General features: G+C 49.7%; 13 protein-coding genes. 8 read left to right on the forward strand and 5 right to left on the reverse strand.

From position 1 onward, the window contains the following. Positions 1–13: 13 nt before the first annotated feature. Both pgi and SU32_RS13110 read right to left on the reverse strand, forming a co-directional pair. Positions 14–1648, reverse strand: a complete 1635-nt coding sequence (gene pgi, locus SU32_RS13105) for a glucose-6-phosphate isomerase (protein WP_053999827.1) — start codon at positions 1646–1648, stop codon at positions 14–16. A 203-nt stretch (positions 1649–1851) separates the two neighbouring features. Then, a complete protein-coding gene (locus tag SU32_RS13110; protein ID WP_053999828.1) occupies positions 1852–3528 on the reverse strand; it encodes a long-chain-fatty-acid--CoA ligase in 1677 nt (558 codons plus the stop codon). 306 nt (positions 3529–3834) lie between these two features. On the opposite strand from SU32_RS13110, the gene SU32_RS13115 reads away from it, so the two are divergent. The 3 genes from SU32_RS13115 (at position 3835) to SU32_RS13125 (ending at position 7678) form a co-directional block, all read left to right on the forward strand. Next, the gene (locus SU32_RS13115; RefSeq protein ID WP_053999829.1) at positions 3835–4326 is read left to right on the forward strand and encodes a (2Fe-2S)-binding protein; all 492 of its coding nucleotides are present in this window, start codon (positions 3835–3837) and stop codon (positions 4324–4326) included. Positions 4327–4450: 124 nt separating this feature from the next. Beyond that, entirely contained in the window at positions 4451–6853 is a 2403-nt protein-coding gene (locus SU32_RS13120; RefSeq protein WP_082376743.1) for a xanthine dehydrogenase family protein molybdopterin-binding subunit, read from the forward strand. 24 nt (positions 6854–6877) lie between these two features. After that, entirely contained in the window at positions 6878–7678 is an 801-nt protein-coding gene (locus SU32_RS13125; RefSeq protein WP_053999830.1) for an FAD binding domain-containing protein, read from the forward strand. Positions 7679–7747: 69 nt separating this feature from the next. On the opposite strand, the gene SU32_RS13130 is transcribed toward SU32_RS13125, so the two are convergent. Both SU32_RS13130 and SU32_RS13135 read right to left on the reverse strand, forming a co-directional pair. Beyond that, a complete protein-coding gene (locus SU32_RS13130; protein ID WP_201454948.1) occupies positions 7748–8314 on the reverse strand; it encodes a L,D-transpeptidase in 567 nt (188 codons plus the stop codon). Between the two features lie 159 nt (positions 8315–8473). Continuing rightward, complete coding sequence (locus SU32_RS13135) at positions 8474–9439, reverse strand: NAD(P)H-dependent flavin oxidoreductase (protein WP_053999831.1); 966 nt, start codon at positions 9437–9439, stop codon at positions 8474–8476. Positions 9440–9659: 220 nt separating this feature from the next. Between SU32_RS13135 and SU32_RS13145 the strand changes: the two genes are divergently transcribed. After that, complete coding sequence (locus SU32_RS13145) at positions 9660–10808, forward strand: hypothetical protein (protein WP_144421135.1); 1149 nt, start codon at positions 9660–9662, stop codon at positions 10806–10808. On the opposite strand, the gene ppk2 is transcribed toward SU32_RS13145, so the two are convergent. Beyond that, positions 10805–11701 carry a polyphosphate kinase 2 gene (gene ppk2, locus SU32_RS13150; protein ID WP_053999834.1) on the reverse strand — a complete coding sequence of 299 codons (897 nt, stop codon included), beginning with the start codon at positions 11699–11701 and terminating at the stop codon, positions 10805–10807. The genes SU32_RS13145 and ppk2 overlap by 4 nt on opposite strands. 95 nt (positions 11702–11796) lie before the next feature. Between ppk2 and SU32_RS13155 the strand changes: the two genes are divergently transcribed. The 4 genes from SU32_RS13155 (at position 11797) to pstA (ending at position 17204) form a co-directional block, all read left to right on the forward strand. After that, complete coding sequence (locus tag SU32_RS13155) at positions 11797–13101, forward strand: ATP-binding protein (RefSeq protein WP_053999835.1); 1305 nt, start codon at positions 11797–11799, stop codon at positions 13099–13101. Positions 13102–13251: 150 nt separating this feature from the next. Further along, complete coding sequence (locus SU32_RS13160) at positions 13252–14286, forward strand: substrate-binding domain-containing protein (RefSeq protein ID WP_053999836.1); 1035 nt, start codon at positions 13252–13254, stop codon at positions 14284–14286. A gap of 120 nt (positions 14287–14406) precedes the next feature. Next, the gene (pstC, locus tag SU32_RS13165; RefSeq protein WP_053999837.1) at positions 14407–15891 is read left to right on the forward strand and encodes a phosphate ABC transporter permease subunit PstC; all 1485 of its coding nucleotides are present in this window, start codon (positions 14407–14409) and stop codon (positions 15889–15891) included. Beyond that, positions 15891–17204 carry a phosphate ABC transporter permease PstA gene (gene pstA, locus SU32_RS13170; protein WP_053999838.1) on the forward strand — a complete coding sequence of 438 codons (1314 nt, stop codon included), beginning with the start codon at positions 15891–15893 and terminating at the stop codon, positions 17202–17204. Before pstC ends, pstA begins: the two co-directional genes overlap by 1 nt. Positions 17205–17215: the final 11 nt, after the last annotated feature.

Below are 17215 nucleotides of genomic sequence, written 5' to 3' on the forward strand. Positions count from 1 at the left end.
GTCAGGTGCAATCTCAACCAGAGTAGCTACGTATATAATTGACGAGCGCCGCTGTAGAACTGTCAAGCTTGCCGGTGCCTTCACCTGTTTGCACAACCGGCAAAAGCGCTGTGGCAAGTTCTTTGCCAAGCTCTACACCCCATTGATCAAACGCGTTGATGCCATAAAGCTGGGCTTCAACGAAAACGCGGTGTTCATAAAGCGCAATCAGGCGGCCAAGCGCGAACGGGGTTAGCTTTTCATAAACAAGAGTTATGGAAGGCCGGTTGCCGGAAAAAACTTTGTGCGGCGCTAAACGGTCAGCTTCGGCTTTTCCCATCCCTTTATCTGTCAGTTGCTTATGAGCCTCTTCCAGACTGCGGCCTTTCATCAAAGCTTCAGACTGCGCGAAACAATTTGCAAGCAAGAGTTCATGATGCACATCCATGCCTTTCTCATGCGCGGTGGCTGCAACAATAAACTCGACCGGTATGATATCTGTGCCCTGATGCAGGAGCTGAAAGAAGGCATGTTGGCCGTTTGTGCCAGGTTCACCCCAGACGATTGGTCCTGACGGTCCGCTTGTGCTTTGTGAATCCAAAGTTGTGCTCTTGCCATTGGACTCCATGTCCAACTGCTGCAGATAAGCGGGCAAACGCGAAAGGCGTTGATCGTAGGGAATGACCGCACGGGTGGAATAGTCACACACTGCGCGATGATAATATCCAATCAATCCAAGCATCATCGGCAAATTATCGCGTGTTGGTGCTTCTTTAAAATGCTTGTCCATCGCATGGGCGCCGTCAAGAAATTTGCCAAAACGCTTGGCGCCAATCGCCATCATTATTGGAAGGCCGATTGCGCCCCAGAGCGAGTAACGCCCGCCAACCCAATCCCAAAATCCGAAAATACGGTCCGCTTCAATGCCAAATTCGGCAACCTTATCAAGCGCGGTGGAAACAGCGCAGAAATGGCTTGGGACAGCCTCTTCGCCCAGTGCATCGACAACAGCTTGACGCGCGGTTTGCGCATTGGTCATTGTTTCGATGGTTGTAAATGTTTTTGAGGCGACAATGAAAAGCGTTGTTTCCAGTTGCACATTTTTCAGCGTGTCTGCGATGTGGGCACCGTCAATATTGGAAACAAAATGGCAGCGCGGACCGTCATGATAGGGAGCCAGTGCAAGTACTGCCATGGCAGGGCCGAGATCAGAGCCGCCAATACCGATATTGACAATGTCAGTGAAGTTTTTGCCATTTGCCGTTTTGATCTCGCCGGAACGCACACCTTCACAGAAGCTACCCATCTGGTCGAGTACCGCATTGACGCCGTGCATGACGTCTTCACCGTCCTCGGTTACCGGAAGGTTCGTGCGGTTGCGCAGCGCGGTGTGGAGAACCGCGCGGTCTTCGGTGGTGTTAATATGCTCGCCGCTGAACATCGCATCACGCTTGGCCGCCACATCTTTCTCAAGAGCGAGATCTTCAAGCAAATTCAGTGTTTGATCATTGACCGCACATTTTGACCAATCAAACAGCAAGTCGTCAAATCTTGCAGAATTTTTCTCAAACCGTTTCGGGTCATTTGAAAAGGCTGCGCGCATATCTTTCGGCGCGTCACTTTCAAAGTGAGATTTCAGGGTAGCGAGTGCATTGGATTTGCTTGTCATCATCGGCTCCGTGTGTTGCCGTTGGCTTTAGCAAATTAATATGACAGCGTGAAGTTAAATCGATTAAAATTTACTTCCAAAAGCAAACCCGTAGCTTCGGCTTGCAGATTATAAAAACTTCTTGCTCTAACAGAGCTGGTCACAGATGCGCTAAACAAGCGCATCTGCATTGATAAATAACCGGCAAGAAAGCCTTCCCGATATTAGCGAAGTTCCCGGCGCAAAATTTTACCGACATTGGTCTTCGGCAGATCGTCACGGAACTCGACAATTTTGGGACGTTTGTAGTTGGTCAGCTTGTCTGCACAATGTTTTTTCACATCGTCTTCGGTGAGGTTTGGATCTTTTTTGACCACAAACAATTTTACGACTTCGCCAGAGTGGTCGTCAGCAACACCAACCGCTGCCGCTTCTAGAATGCCTTCATGCATCACTGCGACTTCTTCAACTTCATTTGGATACACATTAAAGCCGGAGACAAGGATCATATCCTTTTTGCGGTCAACGATATGTGTTTCACCCGCCTCGTCCATGTAGCCCATGTCACCGGAAAGAAAGAAGTTGTCTTTCGTCATAACCTTTGCGGTTTCATCAGGCCGGTTCCAGTAACCGGCCATAACCTGCGGTCCGCGAATACAGATTTCACCAACTTCGCCGATCGGCAAATCCTTGCCGTTCTCATCGCGAATGGCGATATCTGTTGATGGCATTGGCAGGCCGATAGTGCCTTTAAATTCAGTAGCATCCATGCGCATGCCTGTAGCAACAGGCGACGTTTCTGAAAGGCCATAGCCTTGCGTGATCAAGCAACCGGTCAATTCCTGCCAACGTTTCGCCACGGGAACCTGCACAGCCATGCCGCCGCCAAATGTCATGCGCAGCTTGGAGAAATCCAGCTTTCTGAAGTTCTCGTTGTTCATCAAGGCTGTAAACAGCGTATTGAGGCCGGGGAAGAAGTGGAATTCGACTTTTTCTAGCTCTTTCACAAAGGCAGGAATGTCCCGCGGGTTTGTGATGAGTATATTATGGCCGCCTTCTTTAATGCCGACAAACGCGTTCACGGTCAGCGCGAAGATATGATAGAGCGGCAGGGCGCAAACAAAGTTGATTGTATCCGGCTTTCCTTTGTCGCGGTAACCGACATCAAGCCACATTTTTGATTGCATAATATTTGACAGAATATTGCTATGTGTAAGCGTCGCGCCTTTGGAGACACCTGTTGTGCCGCCCGTATATTGTAGGAAAGCAATATCGGAAAGTTCCTGCGGTACAGGTTTCGCAGTCTTGCCTTTTCCGTCAGATATCGCGTCCTTATAAGTAATATGTGCTGGTAAAGACCAAGATGGCACCATCTTTTTGACATGGCGGACGACCAGATTGACGATGTGACCTTTAAAGCCAAGCTCGTCACCTATTGTGCCGACGATTACATGTCTGACATCAGTCTTGCCGATAACCTGCTGCAAGGTGTTGGCGAAATTCTCAAGGAGAATAATGGCTTTCGCACCGGAGTCTTTAAGCTGGTGTTCAAGTTCGCGCGGCGTGTAAAGCGGGTTCACGTTCACAACCGTCAGGCCGGCACGTAGAATACCAATCATAACCACCGGATACTGAAGCACATTCGGCATCATGATCGCGATACGGTCGCCTTTAACAAAACCTTTTGATTGTAGATGGGCCGTAAACGCCTTTGCCTCAGCGTCAAGCTCGGCATAGGTCATCGTCTTCCCCATACATGTGAATGCGGGCTTGCTGCCGAACCTTTCCAAGTGCTTGTCGAAAAACTCCGTAAGGGAGTTTTCAGACAATTCGTTAATTTCACCTGCGACACCTTCCGGATATGAATCCAGCCAAATGCGATCTATTTTGTTTTTGGTCATTTTGCCTCCCCTTACGATGTTGTCCGCACGATCTCCCAACCGTCCGGCAGCCAGTGCGGCTGCATCTATTTGTCGTTGGAAACCATCCTAAAGAGCAAATTTTCAAACGCAAGCGATTTTGACGTTAACGTCAATCTTTGCCTGTGAAGTATTGTCATTGTTGTTTTTAGGCGCGTCTGAATGAGCAGGGATGGCTTTATTTTTGCGAATGTCTGGACAAGTCCTCATCATAGAGGCACACTTTTATCTCCCGGTGACGATCAGTCTGGGAGGGCCGATTGCCACCGTTCATTCGGGAGGATATCTATGGCTAAAGTTTCACTGACTGTGAACGGGAAAAACGTTGAGAAAGACGTTGAGGACCGGACATTACTGGTCCAGTTTTTACGCGAAGATGTTAATCTGACGGGCGCACATATTGGCTGCGACACATCACAATGTGGTGCCTGTGTCGTGCATGTTGATGGGAAAGCTGTAAAAAGTTGCACGATGCTGGCAGCACAAGCATCAGGGTGTGAAGTTACAACTATAGAAGGATTGTCCGGCGGCGGTGACTTGCATCCCGTTCAGGCGGCCTTCCGCGAGCATCATGGCTTGCAGTGCGGGTTTTGCACGCCGGGCATGATCATGGCCGCAACCGATATCATTAAACGCCACGGTACAAAGCTTGACGAGGCAACGGTACGCGCCGAGCTTGAAGGCAATATCTGCCGGTGCACCGGCTATCATAACATTGTTAAAGCCATTCTGGACGCTGCTTCCAAAATGGACGGCGCCGCGAAAGTCGCCGCCGAATAGCTGAACAACCCGCGCGGGTATGGTCCTGCGCGTCGAGGTAACGTCTCCGGCATTGTGAATGAAGCGCGGAGACAGGCGCTGAACGTGATAGCACTGAAAGCGCGAACTTAGCGAGGAAAGTTCAATGGGAATCGAAGGTATTGGCGCACGGGTTGCGCGCAAAGAAGACAAACGCTTCATCACCGGGAAGGGACGCTACACCGACGATATGGTCGTAGCCGGCATGAAACACTCGGTATTTGTACGCTCCCCTCACGCTCATGCAAAAATCAAAAAAGTCGATACTGAGGCTGCTGAAAAAATGCCCGGTGTGATCGGTATATTAAACGGGCAACAACTCGCAGATGATGGCATTGGCAATATTATTTGCGGCTGGATGATCCACTCTAAAGACGGTTCTCCAATGAATATGGGCGCTTGGCGGCCATTGGCGCAGGACACCGTTCGCTACGTTGGCGACGCGGTCTTGATCGTTGTCGCCGATACCAAGGCGCAGGCGCGCGATGCTGCAGAGGCTTGCATAGTGGAGTATGAAGAGCTTGATATTGTAACCCAGCCGGATAAGGCGCTGGCGGATGGCGCACCGCAGATACATCCCGAAGCGAAGAATAATTTGATTTTTGATTGGGGCCTTGGCGACGAAGAAGCGACAGACAAGGCGCTGGCAAGTGCGGCGCACATCACAGAAATGGACATTGTCAACAACCGGCTTGTGCCCAACGCTATGGAGCCACGCGCTGCGCTTGGCATTTATGATGACGCTGAAGATCATTATACCTGTTATACCACCTCACAAAACCCGCATGTCGCCCGTCTGGTCATGAGCGCATTTTATAATGTTGCGCCGGAAAACAAATTACGGGTTATCGCGCCGGATGTCGGTGGTGGCTTTGGTTCTAAAATTTATATTTATCCGGAAGAGATCGTCTGTCTTTGGGCATCAAAACGCACAGGCGTTCCAGTCAAGTGGACTGCGGACCGCACCGAGAGCTTTCTGACCGATGCACATGGCCGCGATCATATCACCAAAGTTAAAATGGGCTTTGATGCCAACAATAATATTGTCGGTCTAAAGGTCGATACGATTGCCAATCTTGGTGCGTATATGTCTCTGTTTTCTTCAGCAACGCCGACATATCTATACGCAACGCTTCTGTCGGGGCAGTATAATATTCCGGCAATTTATGGCAATGTGCGGGCGGTTTATACCAATACGGCACCGGTCGATGCTTACCGCGGTGCAGGGCGGCCGGAAGCGACTTATCTGCTTGAGCGCACAATGGAAACAGCGGCCCGCGAACTGGGTGTTGATCCGGCTGAACTGCGCCGTCAGAACTTCATTCGTGAGTTCCCGCATCAAACGCCTGTCATCATGAATTATGATGCCGGTGATTTCGAGGTGTCGCTGGATGCGGCGATGAAGCAGATAGATTATGCCGGATTTGCCAAACGTAAGAAAGAAGCAGAATCGCGCGGTAAGCTGCGCGGCATTGGTATGAGCTGTTACATTGAAGCATGTGGCATTGCGCCATCTCAAGCAGTTGGCTCGCTTGGGGCGGGCGTAGGCCTGTGGGAATCTGCCGAAGTGCGCGTCAATGCCGTTGGCACAATTGAAGTGCTGACCGGTTCTCATAGTCATGGCCAGGGTCATGAAACGACATTTGCGCAGCTGGTTTGCGAACGTTTCGGTGTCCCTATGGACAGCGTCTCGATTGTTCATGGAGATACTGACAAGGTGCAGATGGGCATGGGCACTTATGGCTCCCGCTCCGGCGCTGTCGGCATGAGTGCGATTATGAAAGCGCTGGATAAAGTCGAGATGAAAGCCAAGAAAATTGCGGCCCATCTTTTGGAAGCCGATGAAGCTGATATCGAGATTGAAAATGGCGAATTGAAAGTTGCTGGTACTGATAAGTCCGTACCATGGTTCCAAATGGCACTGGGGGCTTACACCGCCCACAATTTGCCCGATGGCATGGAGCCCGGATTGAAAGAGGGCGCATTTTACGATCCGGCCAACTTTACCTTCCCTGCGGGATGCTACATCTGCGAAGTAGAGGTTGATCCTGATACCGGAACAACAAAGATCATTGATTTTGTCGCTGCCGATGATTTTGGAAATATTATCAATCCGATGATTGTTGAAGGGCAGGTTCATGGCGGTGTCGCGCAGGGCATCGGTCAGGCGCTCATGGAGGGCACATATTATGACCCGGATTCCGGCCAGCTCCTGACAGCGAGCTATATGGACTATCAAATGCCACGTGCGGAAGATCTGCCGAACTTCCAGCTTTCGACCTCGGTAACCGAATGTCCTCATAATCCACTTGGCATCAAAGGATGCGGTGAAGCAGGTGCGATTGGCTCACCGCCTGCTGTTATCAATGCCATTACAAATGCAATAGACAATAATGATTTGACTATGCCGGCAACGCCGCAAGCGGTTTGGACCGCGCTGCATAACAAAGGTGGCAGCAGGGACGATAAAAACCAGTTTGATCGCCATATTACAAAAGCTGCGAAATAATCCGCGCTAAGAGAGGATAAGAACATGTACGATACAAAATATCACCGTGCTTCGAGCCTGGATGAAGCGGCTAAAATATTTGCTAGCGCAGATGATGGCGCGTTTCTTTCAGGTGGCCAAACATTGCTGCCAACGATGAAGCAGCGTTTGGCGGCGCCATCTGATCTTGTTGACTTGACCCACATCGACGGTTTGAGCGGTGTGAGCGTGGATGGAGATACAGTCAAGATCGGCGGATTGACCACGCATTACGAGGTCAATCAGGATAATGCATTAAGCAAAGCATGTCCTGCATTGGCTCGAATGGCTGGCTGGATCGGCGATCCACAAGTGCGCCATCGCGGCACAATTGGCGGTTCGCTTGCCAACAACGATCCTGCGGCAGATTATCCGGCTGCAATGCTGGCGCTTAATGCAACCATTCATACAAATAAGCGGGAGATTGCCGCTGACGACTTCTTCACTGGCATGTTTGAAACCGCACTGGAGGAAGGTGAAATCGTAACGGCGGTTTCATTTAAGAGTGTCGATAAATGCGGCTATGAGAAATTCCGCAATCCGGCTTCGCGTTACGCCATGGCCGGTGTTTTTGCCGCAAAGGCGAAAGACGGTTCTGTCCGCATTGGCGTTACCGGCGCTGGCGACGACGGCGTCTTTCGATGGACTGAGGCCGAAGAGGCGCTTGCATCAAACTGGTCAGCAGATGCATTAGACAGTTGTGACGTAGATAGTTCGGGTCTGATGAGTGATATCCATGCCAGCGCTGCATATCGCGCAAATTTGGTAAAGGTAATGACCAAACGCGCTGTTTCTTCTGCTGATTAATGGCTTTCAATTAAAATTAAGCCCGTACATTTCATGTGCGGGCTTTTGTCATTGCTTATTCAGGCAGGGTCAAATAACAACGACACGAGCGCCGATTGGCACGCGATCGTACAAATCTTCAACATGTGCATTGATCATACGAATACATCCATTGGAAACGGACCGGCCGATAGATGAAGGCTGTGTGGTGCCGTGGATGCGGTAATATGTATCGCGTTTGCCCTTATACAAATAGAGCGCGCGCGAACCCAGCGGATTGCCGGGGCCGCCAGGAACGCCGCCCGCATATTTTTTATATTTGCCCGGCTCACGGCGGATCATATTTGCGGTTGGTGTCCATGTGGGCCATTTGGCCTTTCGGCGGATCGTCGCGGTGCCTTTAAAGGCAAGTCCGGCTTTGCCGACACCTACGCCATAGCGGCGCGCACGATGTGCGCTTTCAACCAAATAGAGGAAATGGTTGCGTGGATCGACAATGATTGTACCGCGCTTGTAGTTCGATCTGTAACGGACCGATTGAGGCAGAAACTTGCGCGCAATGGTAAAACCTTGAGCTTTGTGTGCCAGCGCACCGCTTGTTGTGAGGACCAGCGCAGATGTTGTTGCACCTAACAGAAAACGACGTCGTGTGATCATTTGAATATTTCCAGTTTAAACCGCGTCAAACGAGCTCATCGCTCACTTAAGAGTGAGCGTAAAACTTCCTTCGCAAACAGTGCTGGAAAATGTTTAACGAATCCAGCAACTGCCCATCAAAGTTATGTGAACACGATTGAACGGCTTAAAAAGAAAATATTAGTTTTTTGCTATTCTGGCTTTGGCCGCCGCATATTCTCCTGCCAGACGATCAACTAATTTGGCCGCCGGTCCGACGGATTTGACAGCACCGATGCCTTGGCCACATCCCCAAATATCTTTCCATGCTTTGGAACCTTCTTTCGACGCTTCTTCGAAGTCCATTTTTGAAGGATCTGCTTCGGGAAGATTTTCCGGGTCCATGCCCGCATTTTCAATGGAAGGCGCAAGATAATTGCCATGTATTCCGGTGAAATAATTGGAATAGACAATATCTTTGGCGGCACTATCGACGATCATCTGTTTGTATTCATCAACGGCGCGCGCTTCATCTGTCGCAATGAAAGGCGAACCGATATAGGCCATGTCCGCGCCCATCGCTTGAGCCGCAAGAACAGCATCGCCGGTCGAAATCGAACCTGACAGAAGTAACGGGCCGTCAAACCACTCGCGAATTTCTTGAACAAGAGCGAATGGAGAAAGGGAGCCGGCGTGACCACCGGCACCGGCTGCAACAGCAATCAGACCATCTGCGCCTTTTCGAATAGCGGAATTGGCGTGGCGATTATTGATAACATCGTGCAGCACGACGCCGCCATAAGAATGGATCGCCGCGTTCACTTCAGGAACAGCACCAAGCGATGAAATCACGATTGGCACCTTGTACTTCACGCACATGCGCAAATCATGCTCCAGTCTTTTGTTTGATGGATGCACGATCTGATTAACAGCGAAAGGTGCTGCTGGTTTGTCGGGATTGGCAGCATTGTGATCGGCCAGACCTTCGGTGATTTCTGCCAGCCATTCATCAACCTGCGCTTCAGGACGCGCATTAAGGGCGGGAAAGGATCCGACAACACCGGCCTTGCACTGTGCCATAACAAGAGGCGGATGCGAAATAATAAAAAGAGGTGCTGCCACAACTGGCAAACGTAGATTGTCTTTCAAAATTGCTGGCAGTGTCATATGAACCTCACATTGACGTTTACGTAAATGACAATTAAATCAACTTATCTCATGAGGCAAGGTTGATTTTGTGTATTTCAGAACTTGAGCCGAGCGGTGCGTATTGGTCGAAAAACTCTAAACTGTCATCCTTGAAACAGGCGGGGCTGACCTTGGGGATTAAATGCTATTCCGGCGGCATAGCGGCTGCTTATACTTTTCAATCAATGATAATTATGCCATGTCCAGAAGATGGTGGGCGCGGCGCAAACAACTTGCGCCAAAAATAGTGGGAATTGGTCTCGTGAGTAACTTGGAAACCGCATTGCGGTCCGCATTGAAAAAGGGTGATATTAAAGACCCTATTTTTCGGCGCAAAGTTTACGAATCTGCAGCCAATGCTATGCACCGCTCGCTTGAAGCGCGTGGCAATGCGACCAAAGAAGCGATAGATGCGCAAAACAAGCGACTTGCCGAAGTTATTCGAACGATCGAAGCTGACTTAAAGGCCGCGCCAAGCCCTGCGCCTGCTGCAGCAAAACCGTCAGTTGAGCCGGAACCACCAGTGCGCCAGACAGAGCCGCCACTCGTTGAGCCGGTTTCTGAAAGACGTGCCACAACCACAGGTACCCGAAACGAGCCATCGCTTTACGTTGAGCCACGTGCAGAAAAAGCAGACACAAAACCCGAACGTAAACCGGCTGAAACAAAATCTGAGAGAAAAGGCACAAGAGCGCCGTTTGCCAAGCTGCTGACAGCAGCAGTGCTGGTTTCATTCTTGGGTGTGGGTTTTTTCTGGGTCTTTACGACAGATGCCTTTAAGAGTGAGGAAGCGCGCGACACCTCGGTTCCAAACCCTAACAGAGTCTTGGAAAGCGAAAGCTTTGAAGGGCGCGATCCGGGCACTTCCAATGCGCCGGCGACACTCGATAACTCGGCCGGCGATGATGGCTGGATAGAACTTTTCTCTCCTAATGATTTAACGACGCTTGGCTTGGTTGCCGGCGCGACCGCAGAAATGAAAACTGATCCATTCGGTGATTATGTTCATCTTGTCACGCCAAATGAAGAAGCTGAAGTCCAAATAGATGTGCCGCTTAACTTAATGCAGCAGGCGCCGGGCGGCACGATACAGTTGAGTTTTATTGCCAATGCAGACGATGATGCGCCGACACAGATGTCCGTGACTTGTGACCTTGGCACGCTTGGCGATTGTGGAAGGCTGCGCTTTAATTTGGGGCAGGCGCCTCAGGAATATTTAATGCAAATGCAAATCCCCGAAGGCGCAAGCCCGTCGCGTCAGGGGGTAATCAAAATCGTCACAGATATAGAAAATGAAGCGCGAGCCGTTAAGCTATTGCAGGTTCGCGCCCGTTTGATTGGCAATTAGGTACGGTTTGTTTTCTCAATGAAATCGTAGCCCTGACCAATGATTTTATCATTGGGCTGCCCGATAACTTTTCTTGATTTACCTTCATATTCCATTTTTGAAAGAATGTGCCGCAAAACTTCCAAACGTCCGCGGCGCTTGTCGTTATAGCGCACAATGTTCCATGGCGCGTTATCGGTGTGGGTCGCCTTGATCATCTGGTCTCGCGCATTGGTATAGTCGTCCCATTTTGACATGCCGATAATGTCGATACCTGAAAGTTTCCAGTATTTCAGCTTGCTGTGGCGTCGGTCATGAAAGCGCTCAAGTTGTGTTTCGCGCCCAATATTCAGCCAGAACTTAAAAAAGTGGATACCTTCATCGGTAATCATACTTTCAAAGCCTGGTACCTCGGACAAAAACTTCTCATTTTGCTCTTTTGTGCAAAACCCCATCACAGGTTCCACGCCGCCGCGATTATACCAAGAGCGGTCATAAATAGTGATTTCGCCGGATGTAGGAAAATGTTTCACATAGCGCTGAAAATACCACTGCCCTTGCTCGGTCTCGGTCGGTTTTGGCAAGGCAACAACATTTGTCTCACGTGGATTAAGATAGTCCGTCAGCACATTGATCGTACCACCTTTACCAGCCGCATCGCGTCCTTCAAAAACGATGATCATACGTTCGCCGGTTTTATCCATGTGGCTTTTAAGTTTAACAAGTTCCTCCTGAAGCGTTTCTAGTTCTTCTTCATAGTCGCTTCTTTTGAGCTTTTTGTCATATGGATAACCGCCCGCAGTTATTTTATTGTCTTCAACCCAATCCGGTATTTTAGGGTCATCAATATCAAAAACATGCTCTTTGCCATCAAATGAAATTGTTATCGCTCGGCTGTCGTCATTGGTGCTCATGATTGGTCCGTCATTTATGTTTCATAATGGTTTGCGAAAGCTAGGGCTTCCGTTTTGGTTCGTCCAGCCCTAAGTATATCTAAGGAAACGCGATTATGAGCGCGCCTCAATTTCTTTTCGACGGTGAAGAAGCTGCTGAAGTGGACAGTGTTACGACTTATATTCGCCGTTTGAAGGCGCATCGCTGGCTGTTAGTGGGTACATTGCTCATTTTTGCCAGTCTGATGATTGGCGGCTGGCTTAGACCTGTTCACGGTTTGATAAGTGCTTTTGCCATTTTTGTTCTGGCTATGATTGCGCCGGTGCAATCACGTAAGATGCGCATTGACGCTGAAGCAAATGCCTTAAACCAAGCAGATAGCGAACGGCAGATACACGCCATTGCCAGTGCAATTAACGATCCTATTATGCTTATCAGTTCCATGGGCACGGTACTTTATGCAAATGAGGAAGCCGAACGTGCATTCGGGCGTATTGAAATTGGAACGCCCATCGTTCTTCGTTTGAGAAGTGACGAAATCCGTACATTGATACGCAACACACTCAATGGTGTAAAAACAGGGTCGATTGAATTCCTTGAGAAGGCACCCTTAGAGCGGTGGTTTTCCGTGTCGCTAAAGCCTGTTTTGAACGATGTGTCCAATCCGCAATATTTGATGCATTTCCATGATCTCTCCGAAACAAAGAAGACGGATAAAATACGTTCTGACTTTATCGCCAATGCAAGCCACGAATTGCGTACGCCGCTGGCTTCTTTGATGGGGTTTATCGAAACGCTGGCAGGTCCTGCACGAAATGACGAAGCTGCGCGAGACAGATTTTTGAAAATTATGCAGGATCAGGCAGGGCGCATGTCCCGTTTGATTGATGACCTTCTGACTTTGAGTCGATTTGAAACTGCTTGGGGGCAATCGAGTTTTGGTGAGGTCGATCTTAAATCCGTACTCACCCATGTAACCAATGCGCTTAGCCCGATGGCCGACCAAAACGGTGCGACGATAAAATTATCCTTTAACGAGGGGCTGGTTGATCCGCTGCAATTACGCGGTAATCGCGATGAGATAATCCAACTTTTCGAAAATCTCGTCGAAAACGCGATTAAATACGGAAAAGATGACGGCCGCATTGGTGTTGAGGTGAACGAAGACTCTACTGGCCAAAATTTTATCATTGGTGTCCATGATAATGGTCCGGGTATTTCTGAAGAGCATCTGCCGCGATTGGTCGAGCGTTTTTACCGCGTAGATGTTGATACAAGCCGTGACAAGCAGGGCACCGGCTTGGGACTTTCAATTGTCAAACACATTATTCAACGCCACAAAGGGCGTTTGAACGTGAAATCCAAGCTTGGCCACGGCACAAGTTTTTTGGTTACCTTGCCAAAAATCCAGCCTAAATAGACAGGTTGTAATTACATATTATATTACAATTACTTAAACTGTCATAAAAGGGCAATGCTCGTGCCCTACAACCCCGGCAGCGGCGGAGCACTGTCGCATTCGCACCGCGTAAAAACGCGGCACACGTACAAGCCCCACGGGAGCAAAATTATGAAATCTCTTAAACTCGCTCTAGCTGTCGCTATCAGCGCAACGGCAATGACTTCTTTCGCACACGCACGCGACCAAATTCAGATCGCAGGTTCTTCAACTGTTTTGCCTTATGCAAAAATCGTAGCTGAAAACTTCGGCGAAACATTCCCGAACTTCAAAACACCTGTTGTTGAGTCCGGTGGCTCTTCTGCTGGTCTTAAAGAATTCTGCCGCGGTGTTGGCGCTGAATTCATCGATATTGCAAACGCCTCACGCGCTATCCGTGAAAAAGAAATTGCTTCTTGTGCAGAAGCTGGTGTTACAGACATCCAGGAAATCCGCATCGGTTATGATGGTATTGTTTTCGCAACAGATATCAGCGGCCCTGATTTCGCTCTTGAGCCAATCGACCTTTACAAAGGCCTTGCTGCCAAAGTTGTTGTTGACGGTGAACTCGTTGATAACCCTTACAAAACTTGGAACGAAGTTAATGCTGACTTCCCTGAGTGGGAAATCGCTGCTTACATCCCTGGTGAAAAGCACGGTACACGTGAAGTTTTCGAGGAAAAAGTTCTTCTCGTCGGCTGTGAAGAAGCTGGCGGTCTGAAAGCCCGCATGGACGCAGGCATGGACGAAGATACATCGGAGAAAGACTGCTACGCAGTTCGTAAAGACGGCGCTGCCGTTGATATCGATGGCGATTACACAGAAACATTGTCGCGCATTGATGCAAACAAAACAGGCATGGGCGTATTTGGTCTCGCATTCTATGAGAACAACACGGACAAGCTTAAAGTTGCTACAATGTCAGATGTTGTGCCGACAACTGAATCAATCGCTAAAGGTGAGTATCCGGTTTCACGTCCGCTCTTCTTCTACGTTAAGAAGGCGCATTTGGGCGTAATCCCTGGTTTGCAGGAATATGTTGAGTTCTTTACTTCTGACGACATGACTGGCCCGGACAGCCCATTGGCTGAGTACGGTCTGGTTGCCGCTCCGGAAGAAGAGCGCGAAATGGTTCGTGAAGGTTTCACATCCGGTAAAACAATGTAATTAGACGCTTAACGTGAGCAGGCGGCAATAATGCTGCCTGCTTGCATTACGGACCTTTAGACTTTTTATATACAAGTCGCACTGGGCTTTTATTTAAATGGTCTGAACTAAGGATTTGAAATGAGTCTCTCGACGATCATTCTGGTTGTAGTTGTTCTGGGTGTAATCGGTTGGTTTGTCGGTGCTAGCCGTTCAAGATCACTGGTCGCAGGCAACGCCTCTCAGCTCCACTCAAGACCTGCCTATTACGGCTCGTATATTTTTGTTTGGGCTGTTTTACCTGCATTATTGCTGGCTGCGGTTTGGTCTATTGCCAGCCCCATCTATGTGGATAATCAAGTTCGCAGTAATTTGCCGGCCGAAATCCAGGCGCAGGACCGCGCGCAGCAAAATCTTTCGATGAATATCGTGCAAAGCATTGCGCGTGGCCTTGATACGCTCGTGGGTGAAGATCGACCTGACGAGAATGTTACAATCGAAGATCTAAAGCCGATGCTTGCACAGCAAGGCGTAGCCATCGCAGGTAGCGGCGAGACTTATATGATCACTTCGGCGCGCCAGATGAATGCGTTGACCCGCGCCAGCAATGCCATACGCGCTGCCGTCGTCATCGCTCTGTCTGTTATCGGTTTTGCAATTGCCTATCTGCAAATCAACGTGAAGCTGCGTGCGCGTAATAAGGTGGAAGGCGTTGTAACCGGTGCATTGATTGTCGCTTCTTCCATCGCAATCCTAACAACCGTTGGCATTGTTTTCTCCATGCTATCTGAAACAACACGTTTCTTCGCCAGCGTGCCGATGACGGACTTTTTCTTCGGTACAGTTTGGGATCCGCGTTTTGCCAATGCGAGCGATCCGGATGCGGCTGGGCAGTTCGGTCTTATTCCTTTGCTCGCAGGAACATTATACATTGCTTTTGTCGCCATGCTTGTTGCCGTGCCGGTGGGGCTGTTCTCCGCAATCTACATGGCTGAATATGCGGGCCCGAAACTGCGCTCTGTTGCAAAACCTTTGTTGGAGGTTTTGGCGGGTATTCCAACAATCGTTTACGGTTTCTTTGCTCTTGTAACTGTTGGGCCATTCCTGCGTGATCTGTCCGCACAAATTTCAAGCATTGTAACCGATGGCGGCAGCAGCTTCATTCAGGCCCAGTCAGTGCTGACCGCAGGATTTGTTATGGGTATCATGCTGATCCCGTTCGTGTCCTCGCTCTCAGATGACATCATTACACAGGTGCCGCGCGCTATGCGTGACGGCTCACTGGGGCTAGGCGCGACGCAATCTGAGACGGTGCGGAAGGTGATTTTACCTGCTGCCCTGCCAGGTGTTGTTGGCGCACTACTTTTGACGGCATCACGCGCAATCGGCGAAACGATGATTGTGGTGCTGGCTGCGGGTGTTGCTGCCCGGCTGACACTCAATCCGTTTGAACCGATGACGACTGTCACGGTTAAAATCGTGAGTCAGCTTACAGGCGACCTTGAGTTTAACTCACCGCAAACGCTGGTGGCTTTTGCTCTTGGTCTGACACTTTTCTTCATCACCTTGGCGCTGAACGTCTACGCGCTTTATATCGTCCGTAAATACCGCGAGCAGTATGAATAATGGCTGACACGTCTCTTACCGATAATAATGTCGCAGCACCAAGGCACCGCGATATCGGCCTCAAAAAACGTTATGCTGCAGAGCGTCGTTTCCAATTTTATGGGAAACTGGCTATTGCTTTCGGCCTGTTCTTTTTGGCGCTTCTTTTGTGGACTGTTGTTTCTAAAGGTTACACAGCGTTTCAACAGACATCTATCAATCTGGATGTCACTTTCGATGAATCGGTTATCGACCCGAAAAATGAACGTAATGAAAACCCGATGAAGCTGTTGACGGCCAATTACCCTAAATTGGCGGAAGCTGCGCTGTATGAAAAACTGGGCATAGATGCCGAAGACAAAGCCGGGACAAAAGCTGCGGACGCACTTATTTCGAAAGGTGCCCGTGCCCAGCTTCGTGACATGCTGATTTCCAACCCGGAGTTGATGAACCAGACCGTCAATGTATGGGTGCTGGCTGCCGGTGAAGTCGATTCCGCGATCAAAGGTCAGTTCGACCTTTCGGTTGATGAAAGTCGGCGCAAGATCAAAGACAACCAGCTTGAGATGATTGAAAAGCTGCAGCAGGATGGCTCGCTGGAAGGGCGTTTCAACACCGGTCTTTTCACAAATGGCGGCTCAAGTAGGCCTGAAACAGCCGGCGTTGGAGTCGCGATCATTGGCTCGGCATACATGATGCTGATTGTACTTCTGACATCATTGCCGATCGGTGTTGCAGCGTCGATCTATCTTGAAGAGTTTGCACCGAAGAACAGACTAACCGATATTATCGAGGTTAACATCAATAATCTGGCAGCTGTACCGTCAATTGTTTACGGTTTGCTTGGTCTGGCAGTCTTCATCAACTTTGCTGGCTTGCCGCGTTCTGCATCGCTTGTTGGCGGTCTTGTTCTTTCATTGATGACATTGCCGACAATTATAATTGCGACACGCGCTGCACTGAAAGCTGTTCCGCCTTCAATTCGGGCTGCGGCCCTGGGTATTGGTGCTTCTAAAAACCAAACGGTCTTCCACCATGTCCTGCCGCTTGCAGCGCCTGGTATTTTGACCGGTACGATTATCGGACTTGCGCAGGCTCTTGGTGAAACCGCGCCGCTGCTCCTGATCGGTATGGTTGCCTTCGTTGTGGATGCGCCGGCAACACCGCTTGATCCTGCAACAGCACTACCCGTTCAAATTTTTATGTGGGCGAATGAAGCCGAACGTGCTTTCGTAGAACGGACATCGGGTGCGATTATCATTCTGCTGGCATTTCTCGCGGTTATGAATATCACGGCAATCTTCTTGCGCAGACGCTTCGAGCGTCGTTGGTAATGGGCGGAATT

The organism is Ahrensia marina (assembly GCF_001293565.1).
Taxonomy (GTDB): Bacteria; Pseudomonadota; Alphaproteobacteria; order Rhizobiales; family Rhizobiaceae; genus Ahrensia; species Ahrensia marina.